The sequence below is a fragment of the Roseomonas genomospecies 6 genome, assembly GCF_008365375.1.
Lineage (GTDB): Bacteria > Pseudomonadota > Alphaproteobacteria > Azospirillales > Azospirillaceae > Azospirillum.
The window spans coordinates 98262-120755 of record NZ_QOKW01000015.1; the positions used below are offsets into that span (position 1 = coordinate 98262).

17 protein-coding genes are annotated in these 22494 nt (G+C 69.8%); 16 read left to right on the top strand and 1 reads right to left on the bottom strand.

Features of this window, described 5'->3' with window-relative positions:
* Positions 1-115: 115 nt before the first annotated feature.
* The 15 genes from DS843_RS18935 (at position 116) to DS843_RS19010 (ending at position 18801) form a co-directional block, all read left to right on the top strand.
* Positions 116-2461: an SH3 domain-containing protein gene (locus DS843_RS18935; RefSeq protein WP_149470403.1), complete on the top strand. Its 2346-nt coding sequence runs from the start codon at positions 116-118 to the stop codon at positions 2459-2461.
* 107 nt (positions 2462-2568) lie between these two features.
* Positions 2569-3264, top strand: a complete 696-nt coding sequence (locus DS843_RS18940) for a TetR/AcrR family transcriptional regulator (RefSeq protein WP_149470404.1) — start codon at positions 2569-2571, stop codon at positions 3262-3264.
* A gap of 161 nt (positions 3265-3425) precedes the next feature.
* On the top strand, positions 3426-4301 hold the full coding sequence (locus tag DS843_RS18945) for an ABC transporter permease (RefSeq protein WP_208852275.1): 876 nt from the start codon (positions 3426-3428) through the stop codon (positions 4299-4301).
* A gap of 63 nt (positions 4302-4364) precedes the next feature.
* The gene (locus DS843_RS18950) at positions 4365-5375 is read left to right on the top strand and encodes an ABC transporter substrate-binding protein (protein ID WP_149470405.1); all 1011 of its coding nucleotides are present in this window, start codon (positions 4365-4367) and stop codon (positions 5373-5375) included.
* 28 nt (positions 5376-5403) lie between these two features.
* Positions 5404-6228, top strand: coding sequence for an ABC transporter ATP-binding protein (locus DS843_RS18955; protein ID WP_149470406.1), 825 nt, complete (start codon positions 5404-5406; stop codon positions 6226-6228).
* A 184-nt stretch (positions 6229-6412) separates the two neighbouring features.
* Positions 6413-7705, top strand: coding sequence for an enolase-like domain-containing protein (locus tag DS843_RS18965; RefSeq protein WP_149470407.1), 1293 nt, complete (start codon positions 6413-6415; stop codon positions 7703-7705).
* Positions 7706-7725: 20 nt separating this feature from the next.
* Entirely contained in the window at positions 7726-8877 is a 1152-nt protein-coding gene (locus tag DS843_RS18970) for a Gfo/Idh/MocA family protein (protein ID WP_149470408.1), read from the top strand.
* A gap of 15 nt (positions 8878-8892) precedes the next feature.
* Entirely contained in the window at positions 8893-10065 is a 1173-nt protein-coding gene (locus tag DS843_RS18975; RefSeq protein ID WP_149470409.1) for a dihydrodipicolinate synthase family protein, read from the top strand.
* A gap of 187 nt (positions 10066-10252) precedes the next feature.
* On the top strand, positions 10253-11116 hold the full coding sequence (locus tag DS843_RS18980; protein ID WP_149470410.1) for a sugar phosphate isomerase/epimerase family protein: 864 nt from the start codon (positions 10253-10255) through the stop codon (positions 11114-11116).
* A 213-nt stretch (positions 11117-11329) separates the two neighbouring features.
* The gene (gene urtA, locus DS843_RS18985) at positions 11330-12649 is read left to right on the top strand and encodes an urea ABC transporter substrate-binding protein (protein WP_149470411.1); all 1320 of its coding nucleotides are present in this window, start codon (positions 11330-11332) and stop codon (positions 12647-12649) included.
* A gap of 192 nt (positions 12650-12841) precedes the next feature.
* Complete coding sequence (urtB, locus tag DS843_RS18990) at positions 12842-14446, top strand: urea ABC transporter permease subunit UrtB (protein WP_149470412.1); 1605 nt, start codon at positions 12842-12844, stop codon at positions 14444-14446.
* Between the two features lie 4 nt (positions 14447-14450).
* Positions 14451-15590 carry an urea ABC transporter permease subunit UrtC gene (gene urtC / locus DS843_RS18995; protein ID WP_149470413.1) on the top strand — a complete coding sequence of 380 codons (1140 nt, stop codon included), beginning with the start codon at positions 14451-14453 and terminating at the stop codon, positions 15588-15590.
* A gap of 4 nt (positions 15591-15594) precedes the next feature.
* On the top strand, positions 15595-16341 hold the full coding sequence (gene urtD / locus DS843_RS19000) for an urea ABC transporter ATP-binding protein UrtD (RefSeq protein WP_149470414.1): 747 nt from the start codon (positions 15595-15597) through the stop codon (positions 16339-16341).
* A gap of 176 nt (positions 16342-16517) precedes the next feature.
* Entirely contained in the window at positions 16518-17213 is a 696-nt protein-coding gene (gene urtE, locus DS843_RS19005) for an urea ABC transporter ATP-binding subunit UrtE (protein ID WP_149470415.1), read from the top strand.
* A 184-nt stretch (positions 17214-17397) separates the two neighbouring features.
* A complete protein-coding gene (locus tag DS843_RS19010; RefSeq protein WP_149470416.1) occupies positions 17398-18801 on the top strand; it encodes a dipeptidase in 1404 nt (467 codons plus the stop codon).
* Positions 18802-18843: 42 nt separating this feature from the next.
* Here the strand turns inward: DS843_RS19010 and DS843_RS19015 are convergent, their stop codons facing one another.
* Positions 18844-21366, bottom strand: coding sequence for an ankyrin repeat domain-containing protein (locus tag DS843_RS19015; RefSeq protein ID WP_149470417.1), 2523 nt, complete (start codon positions 21364-21366; stop codon positions 18844-18846).
* Between the two features lie 191 nt (positions 21367-21557).
* Here DS843_RS19015 and DS843_RS19020 point away from each other — a divergent pair, with 191 nt between their 5' ends.
* On the top strand, positions 21558-22460 hold the full coding sequence (locus DS843_RS19020) for an ROK family protein (RefSeq protein ID WP_149470418.1): 903 nt from the start codon (positions 21558-21560) through the stop codon (positions 22458-22460).
* Positions 22461-22494: the final 34 nt, after the last annotated feature.

Here is a 22494-nt window from a genome sequence, read left to right on the forward strand (position 1 = left end):
TAGACTTGACCGTTCAAAGGCTTGGCGAACCGTGGGCCGGTGGAGGCTTCGACCAAAATCGTTACAGCCGCGGCGTCCCGGGACTCCCTAAAGGGGTGGTCAAAGAGAAGATCAGGTGGAGGGTATCGACGTGTTGCGCTGGCCCCATGGCGCCGTTTGGAGTGTTGCGCTGGTCCTGGTGACGGCAAATACCGCCTTTGTTGCCGCCGCCTTGGCCGAGGACAAGCGCGTCGCGCTGGTGATCGGCAACGCCCAGTATCAGGAAGGCGGCCCCGCCGCGGGGGTGGGCGCCAACACGGCCATCGTCACGGACGCGCTGCGCCGGGCCGGCTTCACGGTCACCGCCGCCGAGAATCTCGACCACCGCGGCATGATCGCGGCGCTGACCCGCTTCCAGGACGCGCTGGGCGAGGCCGATCTGGGCTTCCTCTATTACTCCGGCGTGGCGCTGAGCCTGTCGGCCAAGGGCTTCCTGGTGCCGGTGGACGCCAAGCTCGCCTCCGAATACGACGTGATCTTCGACACCATCGAGCTGGATTACGCGCTGAAGGAGATCCAGCGCAGCGGGCGCAAGGCCGTCGCCGTGTTCGACCCGGTGCCCGCCCACCCGCTGGCCGACCGGCTGGCCGCCGCCATGGGCGAGGAGGGACGCTCCGTGAAGCCGGCCCTGGCGGCCCCGGCGGCGCTGGACAACCTGTTCGTCGTCTACTCGCACCGGCCCGGCACGCCGCCCGCCGCCCCGTCCGGCAAGGGGGCGGACGCCTTCTCCGCCGCCCTGGCGCAGGAGATGGTCAAGCCCGGCGTGCCGCTGCGCGACGCGCTGGCCGAGGTCGCGCGCTCCGTCGTCGGGCGCACGCGCGGGGCGCAGCACCCCTGGCTCCAGGACCGGCTGGGCGCGGATCTCGTCCTGGTGCCCGGCCCGCGCGCGCCGTCCGCCGCCATTGCCCGGGCGGAGGAGCCTCCGCTCACCACGGAACCGACGACGGCGGAACCGATGACGGCGGAGCCGAAGGCGGCCGAACCGAACGTCGTCGAGCCCAAACCGCTGCCGCAACGGCCCGAGGAGAAGCCGGCGGCCCCGGCGGTCGCCGAGGTCGAGGTGGACCCGCTGAACGAGAAGCGGGTGGTGACGCGCGACACCAACCTGCGCGCCGGTCCCGACACCAAGGCGGCGGTGGTCGGCACGCTGCGCCGGGACAGCGAGGTCGCGGTCACCGGGCGGACCCGGCGGAACGGCGGCTGGCTGCGGATCGAGCAGGACGGGAAGACCGGCTTCGCCTTCTCCGGCAACCTCGCCAGGCCGGAGGAGGTCCCGGTGGCGTCCGCCCAGCCGGAGACGCCGCCCCGGCAGGCTCCGCAGGCCCAGACCGCGACGCTGGTGCCGGGTGTCTACACGGTGGCGCGCGACGCCAACCTGTTCGCCCGCCCGGTTCTGGGCGCCCGCAGCCTGCGCGATCTGGAACAGGGGCAGCGCGTGACGCTGATCCAGGCGGCGCCCGACTCCGGCTGGGTCCTGGTGCGGGATTCGTCGGGGCAGGAGGGCTACGTCACCGCCGGAACGCTCGCGGGACGGTCCGGGGAGACGGTGTCCATGGGCGGCGCGGCGCCCAGCGCCTATCCGCCGCCGGCGGTGGTCCGCGGCGCCGTTCTTCCCGACGCCGATCCGATGGCCGGCCCGCTGTCCGGCACGACCGGCCCGGCGAAGCTCGCCGCCCTTCCGGAAGGTAGCGGGGAGAGCGGCGTGGGCCGGTCCGCCCTCAGCGCGGACCCGGTCGCCGCCGGACTGGCCGAGCCCTATCGGGACGCCGTGCAGGCGGGCCGCAACGCCGCCTCCCGCGCCTCCCGCGCCGCCACCGCCGCGCGCGGGGCGGAGGCGAAGGCGCGCGAGGCCCAGGCCGCCGCCCGCCGCGCCGCCGGGCAGGCCCGCGGCGGGGAATCCGGCTATGGGGTTCATCGCTTCCCCAACGGGGACGTCTACGAGGGGAGCTGGAACCGCGGCCTGGGCAATTTCTCCCTCCAGGGCACGATCAGCCGGAACGGCGTGGGCACCTACCGTTTCGCCAACGGTCAGGTCTATGAGGGGGAATGGAAGGACGACCGGATGGCCGGGCAGGGCGTGCTGACCTTCCCGTCCGGCGACCGCTATGAAGGCACCTTCGCCGGCAACGTGCCGAACGGGCCGGGTGTCTACCGCTTCGCCAACGGCGACTCCTACGCGGGCGAGATTCGTCAGGGCCGCGTGGACGGCCATGGCGAACTGGCCTTCACCAACGGCGAGCGTTTCAGCGGCGTGGTGGTCGACCGGCTTCCGGCGGGACCGGGAGAACTGTCCATGCGCGGCGGCACCCGCCATGTCGGGCAGTTCCGCGCCGGCATCCAGGACGGTCCGGGAGCGGCCATCGACCCCGCCGGCGCGATGCAGCCCGGCATCTGGCGCGGCGCGACGCTGCTCAGCCGATAGAGCCGCTTCGTCTTTCCGTTTCGGCTGATATGCCCCACATTGGAGCGTATTGCGGCGGAGGGTATTGCGTCTTGCCCTCCGGCCGCGCCATGCGAGGACCGGCCTGGATGGACACGCTGACCGACCCGAAGAAGAAGACGGACGCGACGCCCGCCCCCGACAAGCCTCTCCCCGACAAGCCTCTCAAGGCCACCCGCGACCCGGAGGGCACGCGCGCGCGCATCCTCGCCGCCGCGACGGAGGAGTTCGCGCGCCATGGGCTGGGCGGTGCGCGCGTCGAGCGGATCGCCGAGGTCGCCGGCACCAACAAGCGCATGCTGTACTACCATGTCGGCAACAAGGAGAGCCTGTATCTGGCGGTGCTGGAGGGAGCCTACGCGCACATCCGCGCCACAGAGCGCACGCTGAGCCTGGAGACGCTGGACCCGCCCGCGGCCATCGCGCGGCTGATCCATTTCACCTGGCAGTATTTCCTGGACCATCCGGAGTTCATGGCGCTGCTGAACATCGAGAACCTGCACCGGGCGGAGTTGCTGAAGACGTCCGGCAAGGTGCACGCCATGCACTCGCCCTTCGTGCAGATGATTGCCGACGTGCTGGCTCGCGGCGTCGCCGCCGGGACCTTCCGGACGGGGGTGGACCCGGTGCAGCTCTACATTTCCATCGCCGGGCTGTCCTATTTCTACCTGTCCAACGTCCACACCCTGTCGGTCATCTTCGGGCGCGATCTGCTGGCGGAGGAGGCCAAGGCGGCGCGGCTGGAGCACATGGTGGAACTCGTCCTGTCGTCGCTGCGGGCGTGAGCCGGCCCGGATATCGTTTCAGGCAAAACAATTCGATGCACTGACCATCCGCTATACCCCTTTGGCAATGTTGACCGGTTCGCCCGCGCGGGCGTACTTTTAACCAGCCGGTTAAAAGAGCGCTTCGCGATGGCGCCGCAACGACCGGGGGAGGAGGAGCGATGGCTGTCGATGCGGCGGCCCACGGGAAAACGTCCCGTGGCGGTCCCGCTTCGGGAACGGCGGCGCGCGGCAAGGGCGGGGCCGGTGCCTCGCTGCTGCGTCTGCTCAATTCCGGCTGGTTCCGGCCGGTGCTGTTCCTGCTGGTCCTGACCGTCCTGTGGGACCTGTCGGTGCGGATCTTCGCGATCCCGCCCTATCTGATACCGAAGCCGGGCGACGTCATCCTGGCGCTCGCCGCGGATTGGGACCAGCTTCTGGCGGCGTCGGTGCCGACCACGCTGGCGACCTTGGGCGGCTTCGCCCTGTCGGTGGCCTTCGGCATTCCCATCGCCATGCTGATCGCCGGGTCGAAGACGGTGGAGTCCTACGTCTACCCGCTGCTGGTCTTCTCGCAGTCGATCCCGAAGGTCGCCATCGCGCCGCTGTTCGTGGTGTGGTTCGGCTTCGGGCTGCTGCCCAAGGTGATCTCCGCCTTCCTGCTGGCCTTCTTTCCCATCGTCGTGTCGGCGGTGCAGGGCTTCAAGTCGGTGGACGGCGACATGATGGACCTCGCCAGGTCGATGAAGGCCACGCGCCTTCAGACCTTCCGCATGGTCAGCCTGCCGCACGCCCTGCCGGCCATCTTCGCCGGCCTGAAGGTGTCGATCACGCTGGCCGTGGTGGGCGCCGTGGTGGGCGAGTTCGTGGGGGCGAATTCCGGCATCGGCTTCGTCCTGCAACGCTCCATCGGCAATTTCGAACTTCCCCTGATGTTCGCGGCGCTGGTGGTGCTGGCGCTGATCGGGGTGGTGCTTTTCTGGGTCATCGACGTGATCGAACGGCTCGCCATCCCCTGGCACGCGAGCCAACGCCACAATTTCACCGCGACGTCGTAGCGCCAAGAAAACAACAGCGACGCCGGACAGATTTCGGCCGGATACCCTTCGGGAGGAGACGAGATGAAACGGACGCTCTTCGCGGCGCTCTGCGCCCTTACGGCCACGACTCTTCCGGCCCAGGCCGCGGACAAGGTCGTGCTGATGCTGAACTGGTACGTCTATGGCGAGCACGCCCCCTTCTATTACGGCAAGGACAAGGGCCTGTACGAGGCCGAGGGCATCGACCTGGAAATCCAGGAGGGCCGCGGGTCCGCCGTGACGACCCAGGCGGTGGCCGCGAAGACGGTGGATTTCGGCTATGTCGACGTGCCGACGATGATGAAGGCGGCGGCGAAGGGCGCGCCGGTCACCTCGCCCGGCGTGCTGCTCCAGACCAGCCCGATGTCGGCCATGGGCTTCACCGACAAGAACATCCGCAAGCCGGAGGACATCAAGGGCAAGACCGTCGCCATGACGCCGGGCGACAGCATGTCCCAGATCTGGCCGCTGTTCCTGAGGAAGACCGGCCTGAAGGAGAGCGACTTCCGCGTCGTGTCGGGCGACGCCCAGACCAAGCTGAACGCCGTCATCAACGGTCAGGCGGACCTGCTGCTGGGCTACGTCATGGACCAGAGCATGAAGATCAAGGACGCCACCGGCAAGTCGGTGACGCCGATCCGCTTCGCCGATTACGGCGTCAACATGGTGTCCTCCGGCATCATCGCCCACACCGGCACGCTTCAGGACAAGCCGGACCTCGTGAAGCGCTTCATGGCCGCGACGACCAAGGCGGTCGAGGGAGCGGAGCGCAACCCGAAGGAGGCCGTGGCCGCCATCCTGAAGGCGAACCCCAAGGCCGGTCAGGAAGCCACCCTGCTGGAAGGCTTCGAGCTGACCACGCCGCTCTACCGCACGGCGGAGACCAGGGACCAGCGGCCCTTCCGCGTCACCGACGCCAACATGGCCGAGACGGTCAACCTGCTGGTCGAGTATGGCGGGCTGGACGCGGCGGCGGCCAGGAACCCGAAGGCCTTCTACACCCGCGATTTCCTTCCCGATCCGGCCCCGGCGATGACCGGCAGCAGCCAGTAAGGACAGACGGAGAAGGGAGAGCAGGACGATGGCGCAGCCCCAGTTGAAAGTCGTCGGTTCGGCCGAAACGGCCCGCCTGTCGCAACAGACCCTGATCCGGATCGACGGCGTGACCAAGACCTACCGCACCCGCGACGGGGAGGTGCCGTCCCTGCGCCCGATCACCTTCGACGTGCGGGACGGGGAGTTCCTGGTGGTCGTCGGCCCGTCCGGCTGCGGCAAGTCCACCCTGCTGAAGCTGGTGGCCGGGCTGCTGCCGGTGACCGATGGCGGCATCACCATCGAAGACACCACCGTGACGGAGCCGCACGACGACGTGGGCATCGTGTTCCAAAGCCCGGTGCTGCTCGCCTGGCGGTCGGTGCTGCGCAACATCATGATGCCGGTGGAGGTGCGCGGCCTGCCGCGCGACACATATCTGGAACGCGCCCGCGCGCTGATCCGCATGACCGGGCTGGAGGGATTCGAGACCAAATACCCCTGGCAACTCTCCGGCGGCATGCAGCAGCGCGCCGCGCTCTGCCGGGCGCTGGTCCACGATCCGAAGATCCTGCTGATGGACGAGCCGTTCGGCGCGCTCGACGCCATGACGCGGGAGCGCATGAACGTGGAACTGCAACGCATCCAGCACGAGACGGGCAAGACGGTGCTGCTCATCACCCACTCGATCCCGGAGGCGGTGTTCCTGGCCGACCGCGTGATGGTGATGACGGAACGCCCCGGCGCCATCGCCGCGACCTACGAGGTCCCGCTGCCCCGCCCGCGGACCCTGGACGTGATGGGGCACCCGGTCTTCATCGAGCTGACCCAGCGCATCCGGGCGCATTTCAACGCCCAGGGGCATTTGGATTGAGGGGGGAGTGGTGATGGAGAAGGATTTCCCCCACCCTGACCCTCCCCCGCTGGGCGGGGGAGGGGAATTGTCCCTCCCCCGCCCAGCGGGGGAGGGAAGGGGCCCGCGAAGCGGGAAGGGTGGGGGCAATGCACCCCTCCTCACGATCCGCGCCATCGACCTCTTCGAACACCCCGTCCGCTTCGTGAAGCCCTTCCGCTTCGGCAACGTGACGGTGGAAGCCGCTCCCCAGGCCTTCGTCCGCGCCCTGGTCCATGTGGACGGCGTGGGCGAGGCGTGGGGCGGCACCGCCGAGATGATGATGCCGAAGTGGTTCGACAAAAGCCCGGCCCGAAGCCCGAACGGGACGGTGAACGGTCTGCGCCGCTCCCTGCGCCTCGCCCGCGACGCCTACCGGACGGACCGGACCGACACCGCTTTCGGTCACCACGCCGCGGCCTACGAGACGCAGCGGATGGCTTGCCGTTCCGCCGGGCTGCCCGACCTGACCGCCGCCTACGGGCCGGCGCTGATCGACAAGGCGGTGCTGGACGGGCTGCTGCGCGCCCTGGATACGGATTTCTTCACCGGCATGCGGGCGAACCACGCCGGCGTCGACGCGCGGCTGACGCCCGATCTGGCGGGCTTCGACCTGGACGGCTTCCTCGCCGGTCTGGAGCCGCTACCGTCCGTGGCGCTCCGTCACACGGTCGGGCTGCTGGACGAGCCGGAGTCCCTGCGCGACCTGCTGGGGCGGGAGCGGCTGACCCGCTTCAAGATCAAGCTGGGCGGCGATCCGTCCACGGACCTCGCGCGGCTGGCGGAGATCGCCCGTGTGCTGGACGCGGTTGCGGGCGATTACCGCGCCACGCTGGACGGCAACGAGCAATACGCGGACGCGGCGGCCCTCGACGCCTTCGTCGCGGGGCTGGAGCGCGACCCGGCGCTGGCGGGGTTCCGCGGGCGCCTGCTCTACATCGAACAGCCGGTGGCGCGGGAGCGCGCGCTGGAGGTGCCGCTGGGTGCGGTGGCCGGGCGCATCCCCTTCATCATCGACGAGTCCGACGACGGCTACGACGCCTTCCCGCGCGCCCGCGCCGCCGGCTACCGCGGCGTGTCGTCGAAGTCCTGCAAGGGCCTCTACAAGGCCGTCCTGAACCGGGCGCGCTGCGCCGTCTGGGGCGCGCCGCACTTCGTTTCGGCGGAGGACCTGACCTGTCAGGCCGGGCTGGCGGTGCAGCAGGACACGGCCCTGGTCGCGCTGCTCGGCATCGCCGACGCGGAGCGCAACGGACACCAGTACGGCAACGGCTTCGACGGAGCGCCGGAGGCCGACGCCTTCCTCGACGCGCATCCCGGCTTCTACACCCGGCGGGACGGCGCCGTCCGCCTCGCCACGGCGGGCGGCAGCCTGCCGACCGGAACCCTGGCCGTTCCCGGCTTCGCCAGCGCGGCGCAACCCCGGTGGGACCGCCTCTCTCCCCTTCAGAACGAATAATCCCTCAGGGAGACCCCGACATGAGCACGAAGCGCCTTGGGATCATCATGCATGGCGTGACCGGCCGCATGGGCATGAACCAGCACCTGATCCGGTCGATCCTCGCCATCCGGGCGCAGGGCGGCGTCGCGCTGTCCGACGGCTCCCGCGTCATGCCGGACCCCATCCTGGTCGGCCGCAACGCCGATAAGATCCGCGGCCTCGCCCAGCGCCACGGGGTGGAACGCTGGACCGACGATCTGGAGTCCGCTCTGGCCAATCCGAACGACACCGTCTTCTTCGACGCCGGCACCACCCAGATGCGCCCGACGCTTCTGGAGGCGGCGATCCGCGCCGGCAAGCACGTCTATTGCGAGAAGCCCATCGCCACCAACCTGGAGGAGGCGTTGCGCGTCGTCCGGCTGGCCGGGGAGGCCGGGGTGAAGAACGGCACCGTGCAGGACAAGCTGTTCCTGCCCGGCCTGCAGAAGCTGAAGATGCTGCGCGACAGCGGCTTCTTCGGGCGCATGCTGTCGGTGCGCGGCGAGTTCGGCTATTGGGTGTTCGAGGGCGACTGGCAGCCGGCGCAGCGTCCCTCCTGGAATTACCGGGAGGAGGACGGCGGCGGTATCATCCTCGACATGGTCTGCCATTGGCGCTACGTGCTCGACAACCTGTTCGGTCCCGTGAAGAGCGTCTCCTGCCTGGGCGCCATCCACATCCCGGAACGTTGGGACGAGCAAGGCAAGCGCTATGAGGCCACCGCCGACGACGCGGCCTACGCCACCTTCGAGCTGGAGGGCGGGGTCATCGCCCACATCAACTCCTCCTGGGCGACGCGGGTGTACCGCGACGATCTGGTGACTTTCCAGGTGGACGGCACCCACGGCTCGGCGGTCGCCGGCCTGACCGACTGCGTGATCCAGCCGCGCCAGGGCACGCCGCGCCCGGTGTGGAACCCGGACCAGAAGCAGACCATCGACTTCTACGAGACCTGGCAGCCGGTGCCCGACAACCAGCCGACCGACAACGGCTTCAAGACCCAGTGGGAGGCCTTCATCCGCCATGTCGTGGAGGACGCCCCCTTCAACCACGGCCTGATCGAGGGCGCCAAGGGCGTGCAACTGGTCGAGGCCGCGCTGAAGAGCTGGAAGGAGCGCCGCTGGATCGACGTTCCGTCTTTGACCGCCTGACCGGAGGCTTCGTCCATGGCAACGACCATCAAACTGCCGCGCGCCGACCGGTCGCTGGAGACCTACGAGGTCGCCCCCGCGCGGGGCTTCCCCGCCCGCACCGAACGGCCCCTGAACCGCGTGGCCTACGCCGCCGCGCACATGGTGGCGGACCCGCTGGCCGACAACGATCCGTGGCTGACCCCGGCCATCGACTGGGACCGGACCATCGCCTTCCGCGAGCATCTGTGGGACCTGGGCTTCGGCGTGGCCGAGGCGATGGACACCGCCCAGCGCGGCATGGGGCTGGACTGGAACGCCTCGCTGGAGCTGATCCGGCGTTCGCTGACCGCGGCGAAGGCGCGGGAAGGGGCGCTGATCGCCTGCGGGGCGGGCACCGACCATCTGGCGCCGGAGGACGCGCGCTCGCTGGACGACGTGATCCGCGCCTATGAGACGCAGGTGGCGGCGGTCGAGGACCTCGGGGGGCGGGTGATCCTGATGGCGTCGCGCGCCCTGGCCCGCGTGGCAAAGGGACCGGAGGATTATGTCCGCGTCTACAGCCGCATTCTCTCCCAGGTGCGAAGCCCGGTGATCATTCATTGGCTGGGCGAGATGTTCGACCCGGCGCTGGCCGGCTATTGGGGGACGAACGATTTCCCGGTGGCGCTCGACACGGCGGTGGGCATCATCGACGACTTCGCGTCCAAGGTGGACGGGGTGAAGATTTCCCTGCTCGACAAGGACAAGGAGATCGTCATGCGCCGCCGTCTGGCCCCCGGCGTGCGGATGTACACCGGCGACGACTTCAACTACGCGGAGCTGATCGCCGGCGACGCGGAGGGGCATTCCGACGCGCTGCTGGGCATCTTCGACGCCATCGCCCCGGCGGCGGCGGCGGCCTTGGCCGAGCTGGCGGCGGGGGAGGAGGGGCGCTTCCACGACATCCTGGCGCCGACGGTGCCGCTGTCCCGCCACATCTTCAAGGCGCCGACGCGCTTCTACAAGACCGGGGTGGTCTTCATGGCCTACCTGAACGGCCATCAGGACCATTTCACCATGATCGGCGGGCAGGAGAGCGCGCGCTCCACCCTGCATCTGGCGGACATCTTCCGGCTGGCCGACAAGGCCGGCCTGCTGCGCGACCCGGAAGAGGCGGTGTGGCGCATGGCCGACGTCCTGGCCGTCCGCGGCATCGAGGCGGTGTGAGGACGCCTATTCCTTCTCCCCCCTGGGGAGAAGGTCAGGATGAGGGGGCGCCGAAGGCGGTCCATTGTGCACGACATTGTTTTCGCTCCGCCCTGCCGGGCGTAAGCGCCCCCTCACCCAACCCTCTCCCCAGGGGGGAGAGGGCTTGTGCGGCGGCTTTTCTGGAATTCTGAAGGACCACGAGATCATGCGCGACTTCTCCGGCGATCATCGCTGGCTGTCCATCAACACGGCCACGGTGCGCAAGCAGGGCGACCTTCTGCAAATTCTCGACGCCTGCGCCCGCCACGGCATCCGCGCCGTTTCCCCCTGGCGGGATCAGGTGGCCGCGGTGGGGCTGGACCGCGCGGTTCGGGCCGTGAAAACGCTGGGGCTGGAACTGTCCGGCTATTGCCGGGGCGGCATGTTCCCCGCCGACCCCGACCGCCGGGCCGAGGTGCGCGACGACAACCGCCGCGCCGTGGACGAGGCCGTGGCCCTGGGCGCGCCTTGCCTCGTGCTGGTGGTCGGCGGGCTGCCGCAGTTCTCCCGTCCCGGCTCCCCGCCGTCCAAGGACATCGCGCTGGCCCGCGCGCAGGTGGAGGACGGCATCGCCGACCTGCTGGAGCACGCCCGCGCCGCCGGAATGCCGTTGGCCATCGAGCCGCTCCATCCCATGTACGCTGCCGACCGCGCCTGCGTGAACACGATGCGCCACGCGCTGGACCTCTGCGACCGGCTGGACCCGCCGGGAACCGGCGCGCTGGGCGTGGCGGTGGACGTCTACCATGTCTGGTGGGACCCGGAGCTGGAGGCGCAAATCCGCCGGGCGGGCAGAAGCCGGCTGTGTGCCTTCCATGTGTGCGACTGGCTGGTGCCGACCACGGACCTGCTGGAGGACCGCGGCATGATGGGCGACGGCGTGATCGACATCCCGACCATCCGCGGCTGGGTCGAGGCTTGCGGATTCCAGGGCTATTCCGAGGTCGAAATATTCTCGCGCCGCTGGTGGGCACGACCTCTGGATGAAGTGCTGCCGGTCTGTGTTGAACGGCATCGGTCTTCGGTGTGAGGCTCTGCCTAAAAACAAGCCACTTTGTTAGAAATGCGCGAAATCTGGGCATCAAGCCGCGGCGTGCATAATTCGTAAGCGTATACCGGGCCGCGGCCCCACGCGGATTCCCTGGGCCGGCGACCGCCCGGCGCCTCGTGGCATCACATTTGCGAAGCAGTCCCCCGTGGCGCCTGAGGCGGGCGTCAGACCAAAGAACGGGGGGTATTCACAATGTTCAAGTCGGGGTTCAAGTCGGGCTTCAAGACCGGTCGCACCCTTGCGGCGGCCGCCGGCCTTGCCGTCACGTTCACCGCGGGCTTCGCAGCCCCCGCGGCGGCCCAGGACACCATCAAGGTCGGCATCCTCCATTCCCTGTCCGGCACCATGGCGATCAGCGAGACCACGCTGAAGGACGTCATGCTGATGCTGATCGAAGAGCAGAACAAGAAGGGTGGCGTTCTCGGCAAGAAGCTGGAACCGGTCGTCGTCGATCCCGCCTCCAACTGGCCCCTGTTCGCCGAGAAGGCGCGCGAGCTGATCACCAAGGACAAGGTGGCCGCGGTGTTCGGCTGCTGGACCTCGGTCAGCCGCAAGTCGGTCCTGCCGGTGTTCGAGGAGCTGAACAGCATCCTGTTCTACCCGGTGCAGTATGAGGGCGAGGAGTCCTCGCGCAACGTCTTCTACACCGGCGCCGCTCCGAACCAGCAGGCGATTCCCGCCGTCGACTATCTGGCGGAAAAGGAAGGCGTGAAGCGCTGGGTGCTGGCCGGCACCGACTACGTCTACCCGCGCACGACCAACAAGATTCTGGAAACCTACCTGAAGTCCAAGGGCGTGAAGTCCGAGGACATCATGATCAACTACACCCCGTTCGGCCATTCGGACTGGCAGAACATCGTCGCCGACATCAAGAAGTTCGGCTCCGCCGGCAAGAAGACCGCCGTCGTCTCCACCATCAACGGCGACGCCAACGTTCCCTTCTACAAGGAGCTGGGCAACCAGGGCATTAAGGCGCAGGACATCCCTGTCGTCGCCTTCTCCGTGGGTGAGGAGGAACTGGCCGGCATCGACACGAAGCCGCTGGTCGGGCATCTGGCCGCCTGGAACTACTTCATGTCGGTGGACACGCCGGAGAACGGCGACTTCATCAAGAAGTGGCAGGCCTTCACCAAGAACGACAAGCGCGTCACCAACGATCCGATGGAAGCCCACTACATCGGCTTCAACATGTGGGTGAAGGCGGTCGAGAAGGCCGGCACCATCGACAGCAACGCCGTGATCGACAGCCTCGTCGGCGTCGCCGTGCCGAACCTGACCGGCGGCTATTCGGCCATGCTGCCGAACCACCACATCACCAAGCCGGTCCTGATCGGCGAAGTGCAGGAGAACGGCCAGTTCGAGACCGTCTCCAAGACGCCGGGCCTCGTGGTCGGCGACGAGTGGTCGGACTTCCTGCCGGACAGCAAGGACCTGATCTCCGATTGGCGCGCACCGATGTCCTGCGGCAACTTCAACGTGAAGACCGGCAAGTGCGGCGGCAAGGGGTCGTGAGGATCGTTTGAACGTCTCCTGGTGGTTCTGACTGCGTGATGCCCCCTCCCTAACCCTCCCCCGCTAACGCAGGGGAGGGGATTGTTCCCTCCCTTGCCGAAGGCGGGGGAGGGAAGGGGCCCGCGAAGCGGGAAGGGTGGGGGCAACGCCCTCTTCTAGAAAAACGACTTCCGACACATCACGGGAACCGCGATGCACCGCGCACTCTGCTGGCTGCTGGCCGCGTTTCTGGCGCTGGCCGCACCGTCCGCTTTCGCCGCCGATCTGGCCCCGCTGGTCCGCGGTCTGGGTGCGGGCAGCTACGCCGACACCGAAAAGGCCCTCGCCAAGCTGGCCGAGACGGGCGATCCCGCCGCCGTGCCGGTGATCGAGGCCCTTCAGGCCGGCGACCTGCACGTCCGCAAGGCGGACGGCGCCGTGGTCGTGGCAAAGCGCGCCGGGAACGGCTTCGCCCTGACCGACCCGCTGACGGGCGCCGTCATCGGCGAGGCGGACCGCAACGCGGTCGAGAAGATCAAGATCAACAACGCCCTGCGCCGCACGATCAGCGCGACGCTCGGCGCGCTCACCCTGATGAGCCCCGACGCCAACACGCGCCGGCAGGCCGCCGAGGCGGTGTTCAAGAGCCGCGACGCCAACGCGCTGGACGCGCTCAACACGGCGCTGGCCAAGGAATCCGACGAGCGCGTGCGCCGCGCGATGACCCAGGCGCGGGCCGCCGTCCTGCTGGCCGGGGACGCGCCCGACGCCGACAAGATCGCCGCCGTCGAGGTGCTGAAGGAGCGCGGCGATCAGGACGCGCTGGCCCTGCTGAACGGTGCTGCCAACAGCAGCAGCGACGCGGTCAAGGACACCGCGAAGAAGGCCATCGCGTCGGTGGAGCACCGGCTCGCCCTGTGGGGTGCGGCGCAGAATTTGTGGTATGGCCTCTCGCTCGGCTCGGTGCTGCTGCTGGCGGCGATCGGGCTGGCCGTCACCTTCGGCGTCATGGGCGTCATCAACATGGCGCATGGCGAGATGGTTATGATCGGCGCCTACGCCACCTTCCTGGTGCAGGAGGCCTTCCGCGCCTATGCGCCCGGCCTGTTCGACCTCTCCATCCTGGTGGCGCTTCCCGTCGCCTTCCTGGTTTCCGGCGCGGTCGGCGTCGCCATCGAGCGCAGCGTGATCCGCTGGCTCTACGGGCGCCCGCTGGAAACGCTGCTGGCAACCTGGGGCCTGTCGCTGGCGCTCCAGCAGGCGGTGCGCTCCATCTTCGGGCCGACGAACCGCGAGGTCGGCGCACCGTCCTGGATGTCCGGCGCCTTCGAGCTGGGCGGGCTGACCATCACCTACGGGCGGCTGTGGATCGTCGTCTTCGCCTTCCTGGTCTTCGCGGCCCTTCTGGTGGCGCTGCGCAAGACGTGGTTCGGGCTGAGCATCCGCGCCGTCACCCAGAACCGCAGCATGGCGAACGCCATGGGCATCCGCACGGCGCGGGTTGACGCGCTGACCTTCGGGCTGGGGTCCGGCATCGCCGGGCTGGCCGGGGTGGCGCTGAGCCAGATCGACAACGTCAGCCCCAACCTGGGCCAGGGATACATCATCGACAGCTTCATGGTCGTGGTGTTCGGCGGCGTGGGCAACCTGTGGGGCACGCTGGTCGGCGCGCTGGCGCTCGGCGGCGTCAACAAGTTCCTGGAGCCCTACGCGGGCGCGGTGCTGGGCAAGATCCTGGTGCTGATCTTCATCATCCTGTTCATCCAACGGCGTCCGCGCGGCCTGTTCGCGCTGAAGGGCCGGGCGGTGGAGGCCTGATCCGATGCTGACCCGATTCTTCCTGATGGGCCTGGACAAGAAGGCCGGCGTTCTGCTGACCGTCCTGGCGGTGCTGGCCGTGGCGGTGCCGTTCATGGCGCTGGGCACGGCCCCGGACTCGCCCTGGCACCTGTCCACACACACGGTGGCCTTGCTCGGCAAGTATCTGTGCTTCGCGCTGTTGGCCCTGTCGCTCGACCTCGTCTGGGGGTTCGTCGGCATCCTGTCGCTGGGGCACGCCGCCTTCTTCACGCTGGGCGGCTACGCGATGGGCATGTATCTGATGCGGCAGATCGGCTCCCGCGGGGTCTACGGCAACCCGGACCTGCCGGACTTCATGGTCTTCCTGAACTGGACGGAGCTTCCCTGGTACTGGCAAGGCTTCGACCAGTTCTGGTTCGCCGCGGTCATGGTGATGCTGGTGCCGGGCCTGCTGGCCTTCGCCTTCGGCTGGTTCGCCTTCCGCTCGCGCGTCACCGGCGTCTATCTGTCGATCATCACGCAGGCGCTGACCTTCGCGCTGATGCTGGCCTTCTTCCGCAACGACATGGGGCTGGGCGGCAACAACGGCCTGACCGATTTCAAGGAGATCCTGGGCTTCGACATCCAGGCCGCCTCGACCCGCGTCGGGTTGTTCGTGGCGACGGTGGTGGCGCTGGCGGCCGGCTACATCCTGGCGTCGGCCGTGGTGGCGTCCAAGCTGGGCAAGGTGCTGATCGCCGTGCGCGACGCCGAGAGCCGGGTGCGCTTCCTGGGCTACGAGACCGATCGCTACAAGCTGTTCGCCTGGACGCTGTCGGCCTGCATGGCCGGGGTGGCTGGCGCGCTCTACGTGCCGCAGGTGGGCATCATCAACCCGTCGGAATTCTCCCCCGCCAGCAGCATCGAGGCGGTGATCTGGGTCGCCGTCGGCGGGCGCGGCACGCTGGCCGGGCCGGTGCTGGGCGCGGTGCTGGTGAATTTCGGCAAGAGCTACTTCACGGCGGCCCTGCCGGAGTTGTGGCTGTTCGCCCTGGGCGGGCTGTTCGTGCTGGTCACGCTGTTCCTGCCCAAGGGCATCCTGGGCCTCGCCGCGCAACTGCGCCGACGCCTGCCGTCGCGGGGTGTCGTCGCCGGAACGCCCGCCGGCCAGAAGGGGGCCTGATACCATGAGCGCGGAAGACACCCTGCTGTATCTCGACGGCGTGTCGGTCAGCTTCGACGGGTTCCGGGCGCTGAACAGCCTGTCGCTGGTCATCGAGCCGGGCGAGATGCGGGCGATCATCGGGCCGAACGGCGCCGGCAAGACGACCATGATGGACGTCATCACCGGCAAGACCCGCCCCGACACCGGCACCATCCTGTTCGAGGGCCGGACCGACCTGACCAGCCTGCGCGAGCCGGCCATCGCCAATCTGGGCATCGGGCGCAAGTTCCAGCGCCCGACCGTGTTCGAGATGCACACGGTCTGGGACAATCTGGAACTGTCGCTGAAGGCGCCGCGCCGTCCGCTGAAGACGCTGACCTACTCGGCGACGCGGGAGGACCGGGCGCGGATCGAGGAAATCCTCGACATCACCCGCCTGTCGCCCCGGCGCGACCGCCCGGCGGGCAGCCTGTCCCACGGCGAGAAGCAGTGGCTCGAAATCGGGATGCTGCTGGCGCAGGACCCGAAGCTGCTGCTGGTGGACGAACCGGTGGCCGGCATGACCGACGCGGAGACGGAACAGACCGCCCATCTGCTGAAGGACATCGCCGGCAAGCATTCGGTGATCGTCGTGGAGCACGACATGGTCTTCGTCCGCGAACTGGGCGTGAAGGTCACGGTGCTGCACGAGGGCTCGGTGCTGGCCGAAGGCTCGCTGGATTCGGTGAGCGCCAACAAGCAGGTCATCGACGTCTATCTGGGGCGGTGACGGATTGAGGAACTTCCCCTCTCCCGTCCCGGGAGAGGGTGCCCGCGCAGCGGGCGGGTGAGGGTACAGCCGAGGATCAGCGTACGGTTCCCGGCGGCACCCTCACCCTCCCATGCTGCGCATGGGTCCCTCCCTCTCCCGGGGCGGGAGAGGGGTTTTGGATCAGAGGAAGCTGCATGCTCGACGTACGGTCTGTCGATCTCCATTACGGCGCGGCGCAGGCGTTGCGCGGCGTGTCGCTGACGGCGGAGGTGGGGAAGGTCACCTGCCTGCTGGGGCGCAACGGCGTCGGCAAGTCCTCGCTGCTGCGCGCCATCGTCGGGCTGAAGCCGGTGACCGGCGGCACCATCGCCTGGGACGGCGGCGACATCACCAAGCTCGCCCCGTCGGAGCGGGCGCGGCGCGGCATCGCCTACGTCCCGCAGGGGCGGGAGATCTTCCCGCTGCTGACGGTGCGGGAGAACCTGCTGGCCGGCTACGCGCCGCTGAAGCGGGCCGACCGCTCCATCCCCGACGAGGTGTTCGAGCTGTTCCCGGTGCTGAAGTCCATGCTGGACCGGCGCGGCGGCGACCTGTCGGGTGGGCAGCAGCAGCAGCTCGCCATCGGGCGGGCGCTGGTGACCCGGCCCCGTCTGCTGGTGCTGGACGAGCCGACGGAGGGCATCCAGCCCTCCATCATCAAGGACATCGGGCGGGCCATCGCCTACCTGCGCGACAAGGGCACCATGGCGATCCTGCTGGTGGAGCAGTATTTCGAGTTCGCCCGCGATCTGGCCGACGACTGGGCGGTCATGGAACGCGGCGAGGTCATGCTGGCGGGCAGCCGCGACGGGCTGGAGGAGAGCGAGGTCCGGCGGTATCTGACCGTCTGACGCGCCTCCGTCCGGGGTATCCTCGCGAAGGCGGAGCCGCGGTCCCGCCATCCTGTGCTTCCCATGGCGGGAACCGGGAACGCCGTCTTCGCGAGGATGGCACCCCTGCGATTTGATAACCTTGGCTCCGGACCGCGATGCGCTACCATCGGTGACGTTGTTCCAACACCGAAGGCAGTTCCGAATGTCGAGCGTCCTGTCAGCCGACCCCGTTCTCCAGCAGGTCGACCGCGGTTTCGAAGAGTCCCTGGGCCGCCTGTGCGGCCTGCTGCGCATTCCCAGCGTCAGCACCGACCCGGCCTACAAGGGCGACGTGCGCCGCACCGCGGAGTGGCTGGCGCGCGAGCTGAGCGGGCTGGGCTTCGACGCCTCCCTGCGCGAGACGCCGGGCCATCCCATGGTCGTCGCCCATCATCCGGGTCCGGGTGGTGACGCGGATGTGCCGCACATCCTCTATTACGGCCACTACGACGTGCAGCCGGCGGAGCCGCTGGAGTTGTGGAACAGCCCGCCCTTCGAGCCGGCCATCGTCGAGGCGGAGCATGGCCGCCGCATCGTCGCGCGCGGCGCCGTGGACGACAAGGGCCAGGTGATGACCTTCATCGAGGCGTTCCGCGCCTGGCACGCCGTGCACGGCACCCTGCCGATCCGCGTGACCGTCCTGCTGGAGGGCGAGGAGGAGACCGGCAGCCCGAACCTGCTGCCCTTCCTGAACGCCAACGCGGAGGAGTTGAAGGCCGACGTCTGCGTCATCACCGACACCAACTCCTGGAACATCGACACGCCGGCCATCACCACCCGGCTGCGCGGCCTGCTCTACGTCGAGGCGACGCTGCACGGGCCGAGCCACGATCTGCATTCCGGCATGTTCGGCGGCGCGGTGCTGAACCCGATCAACGCGCTGACCCGCATCCTCGGCCAGATCCACGACGAGGACGGGCGCGTCCGCTTCCCCGGCTTCTACGACGACGTGGCCGAGCCCACGGACGAGGAGAAGGCGATGTGGCGGGACCTCGGCTTCGACGAGAGCGCCTTCCTGGCCGGCGTCGGGCTGAAGACCCCGGTGGGCGAGGCCGGGCGCAGCGCGCTGGAGCGGCTGTGGTCGCGCCCGACCTGCGACATCAACGGCATCTGGGGCGGCTACACCGGCGAGGGGTCCAAGACGGTCATCGCCGCCAAGGCGTCGGCCAAGCTGTCCTGCCGCCTCGTGCCGGCCCAGGACCCGAAGAAAATCCTGGCCGGGATCAAGAGCTTCCTGGAGGAGCGCACCCCGGCGGACGGGCGTTGGGAGTTCAAGGTGTTCGGCCAGTCGCCGGGCGTCCAGGTGCCGACCGACAGTCCCTACCTGCGCGCCGCCATGGCGGGGCTGGGCGACGTCTACGCCAACAGGCCGGCGCTGGTCGGCAGCGGCGGCTCGATCCCCGTGGGCGGCTACATCCGGCAGGCGCTGGGCTTCGATTCGATCTTCGTCGGCTTCGGGCTGGAGGACGACCGCATCCATTCGCCGAACGAGAAGTTCGAAGTGAAGTGCCTGCACAACGGCATCCGCTCCCACGCCGCCATGCTGGCGCGCTTCGCGGGGCTGTGAGGAACCGGGAGCCCCCTCTCCCGACCGGAGCGGGGGTTCTCCTCAATGGGGCTTCAGCGCCTCGACCACCTGCATGTGGCCTTGCAGCGCGCCCAGCGTGAGGGCGGAGTTGCCGGCGGTGTCCATGCGGAAGGGGTTGGCGCCGCGCTCAACCAGCATCCGCGCCACGCGGTCGTGGCCGTTGTTGGCGGCGTACATCAGGGCCGACCAGCCGTGGCTGGCCACCCGGTCCACCGACACGCCGCGGTCGATCAGGATCTTCACCACCCCTTCGTGACCACGGGCCGCCGCGGCCATCAGGGCGGTCTTGCCATCGTCGTTGGTGGCGTCCAGTTCTGCGCCCGCGGCGGCCAGCGCGTGGATCACCGCCTCGTGCCCGCCCCAGGCGGCATACATCACCGCGGTGGCGCCATCGGCGGTGCGAAGCTCCGTCTTGGCCCGGCGGTCGATCAGCAGCCGCACCGCGTCCGTCAGCCCCTGCTCGGACGCCAGCATCAGCAGGGTCTTGCCGTTGTCCACCCGCTTGTTGGGATCGGCGCCGCCTTCCAGCACGCGCTTCAGCTCGTCCGCGCGGCGCATCAGGGCGATGGCCCCGTCGCGGCTGTCCAGACCGGGCCGGACCTCCGCTGCCGCGGGAGCCGCCGAAGCGGGAGGGGTGTTGGGCGCTGCGGTGACGTTGGCCGCGGCCATCGTGGTGGGGGGCAGCACGCGCCCTTCGCCCGCAGCCTTGATGCGGTCGCGCAGGTCGCCGGTGTTGGGCGCCACGATCAGGGCGCGCTCGTAGAAGCGCCGCGCCTCGTCCCAGTTGCCGTCGCGCTCCGCCAGGGAGGCCCAGCGGCGGTAGGTCTCCTCCATGGTCGCCAGCAGTTCGGGGATCTCCGGCGTGGCGGGAGCGATCTCCCGCAGGCGGGACACCGTCTCATAGGCGTTGTTGTTCGGTGGCGTGGTCAGGAGCTTGGCGGCGATCTGCCGGCGGGCCTGATCGACCAGCGTGCGCACGCGCTGATTCAGCCCGGCGTCGTCCGTCGACAGGGGGGCGGACGGGGTGGCGGGCGGAGGCGCCGCCGTGGTTGCCGTCATGGCCGTGGCCGTGGCCGTGGCCGTCGCCGGTGGCGCGGTTTGCGGCGCCGGCTCGTCCACCAGCGGCGGCAGGGTGGCGGAGCCGGTGGGGCCCTCGCTCTGCTCCGTGCGGTATTCGTTGGCCCGCGGCTTGGGCGGCGGTGGCGCGGCCAACGGATCGGCGGAGAGCGGATCAGCCGTCGGACCGGCCATCATCGGACCGGCCACCGGCACCGGCGGCTTCGGCATCTGGGCCACCGGGGCGGCGGGCGGCTGTTCCGGCTTCGGCAGCGGTCCCGGATCGAGCTTCGCCACGGACACGGCGGGTGCCGGCGCCTGAGCCTGCGGTTGTGGCGGCGGGGCGGTTATCTGCCGTGCGGCGGGCGGCGGGGCCTCGGCCTTCGGCTGGGACGGAATCGCGCCCGGCACCCCCGCCTCGGCGGGAAGGGAGGCGAGGTAGGGATTCTGCGTCCGGGGGGCGACGGCCAGCGTGTCGGGGCCGCGGCTGCCCGGGGCGGAAGCGTCGGCGAAGGGGTTGTGCACATGCTCCGCCACGAAGGCGCGCAGGTCCTCCCACCCCTGCCGGGCGTAGCCGAGCGCCCGCTCGGGCGTGGCGCCGGAGAGCGCCAAGCCGGGGATTGGCAGAGTCATGGCGGCTCCTGCCGCACCCAGCAGGATCAGGGTGGTGATCGCCGCCCCGGCCAGCACGGCGCGGCGGCGCGACCGCTTCCGGACCGGCAGGTCGGCGACGGGGGCGCCGGCCTCCGGGATCGTCCAGCCGTCCGGCGCGTTCCAATCGTTGGCGGGCCAGTCGTTCGCGTCGCGCTCCGCCGTCTTGCGCGGCGGCGGAGGCGCGGCGCGCGGGGGCGCTGGCCCCGGCACGGCGGCGGGCGTGGCTGCGGCGGGCGCCACGGACGGGCCGGCACCGGGCGTCATGCGGTAGATCACGCCAAGCTCGCGCACCGCCTCCGCGAGGCCCGGACGGGCCAGCGTCCGCTCCATTTCCGGCGTGCCGCAAAGGAGAACCTGAAGGAAGCGCCCGCTGGGCGTCTCGGACCGGCTGAGGTCGATCAGGTCGGCCAGGGTCGGTGCGGCCAGGACGCCCGCGTTCTCCACCGCCAGAAGGCCGGTGCCGGCGAGGTCGAGCCGCTCCTCCAACTCCCCGATCAGCGTATCGAAATCGCGGTCGCCGCTGTCGGAGGGCAGGGCGGCGTCACCGGCGGCGGACACCAGATCCTCCACCTGCGCCCCGGCGCGGGCGGCGACCGGAAGCACCAGCGCGCCGTCGGAGCCGACCTGCTCGACGAGCTGATGGAAGATCGCGGCCCGTCCGGACCCGGCTTCGCCCACCAGAACCAGCAGCCGCTTGCGCGCCAGCAGAGCCAGCAGAAGGCCGTCATAGACCTCCGTCTGGTCGGGGCGCAGGCCGGCGGCCTGAGGCTGGGGGTTCGCCTTGGCCTGGGAGCGTTTCGAGGATGGCGTGGCTTTCGGAGCGGAACGGTCCATGGGGGCGCGCGCAATCCAATTGATGAGTCGTGACACTCCTGACTCTAGTGGCCCGCCGCCGTCCTGCGACGGTGCAAAGGGACGGGACCGCCACCTCTTATGGAGGAGGCGCGCGTCGGGACGGCTGATTCGGACCGGGCGCTGCGCTATAGGGGTGCCTGAATTTCCACCCCGCGGCCAGGGAGTCCGGCATGCGCATCGGCATCGATCTGGGCGGCACGAAGATCGCCGCGGTCCTTCTGGACCCGGATGGGACGGAACGGGCACGGCACCGCGCCGACACGCCGCGCGGCTATGCGGAGACGCTGGCGGCGCTGGCCGCTGCCGTGGCGGCGCTGGAGGAGCAGGCGGGCGTGCGGAGAGACGCCACCGTCGGGCTGTGCCTGCCCGGCATCGTCGATGCGGCGGCGGGAACGGTGCGGGCGGTCAACCTGCCCTGGCTGGACGGGCGGCCCTTCGCCGCCGATCTCTCGCAGGCGCTGGGCCGTCCGGTGCGGATCGCCAACGACGCCAACGCCTTCGTCCTGTCGGAAGCGGTGGACGGTGCCGCCGCCGGGGTGCCGCTGGTGTTCGGGATCATCCTTGGCACCGGGGTCGGCGGCGGGATCGTCGCGGACCGGCGCATCCTGGCCGGCGCCAACGCCCTGGCCGGGGAGTGGGGGCACAACCCGCTGCCGTGGCGGACGGCGGAGGACGGCCCGCCCGTGCCCTGCGGCTGCGGGCGGGAGGGCTGCATCGAAACGCTGCTGTGCGGCACCGGGCTGGCCCGCCTGCATCTGCGGCGGACGGGGGAGGCGCTGGCCCCGCCGGAGATCGCCGCCCGCGCCCGGTCGGGCGAGGCCCAAGCCGTGGCGACGCTGCGCCACCACGCCGACACGCTGGCCCGCGCGCTGGCCGCCGTCATCAACCTTCTGGACCCCGATGCCATCGTGGTCGGCGGCGGGCTGTCCGATCTGCCGGGCCTGTACGACGCCGTGCCGGCCCTGTGGGGGCGTTGGGCGCTGAGCCCGGCCCCGCGCACCCGGCTCATCCGCGCGCGTCACGGCGCCGAAAGCGGTATGCGCGGAGCGGCGTGGCTCTGGCCTTTGAGTTGATGCCTTCGGCGCGGCGGTCCGGTGTGGCGCGGCT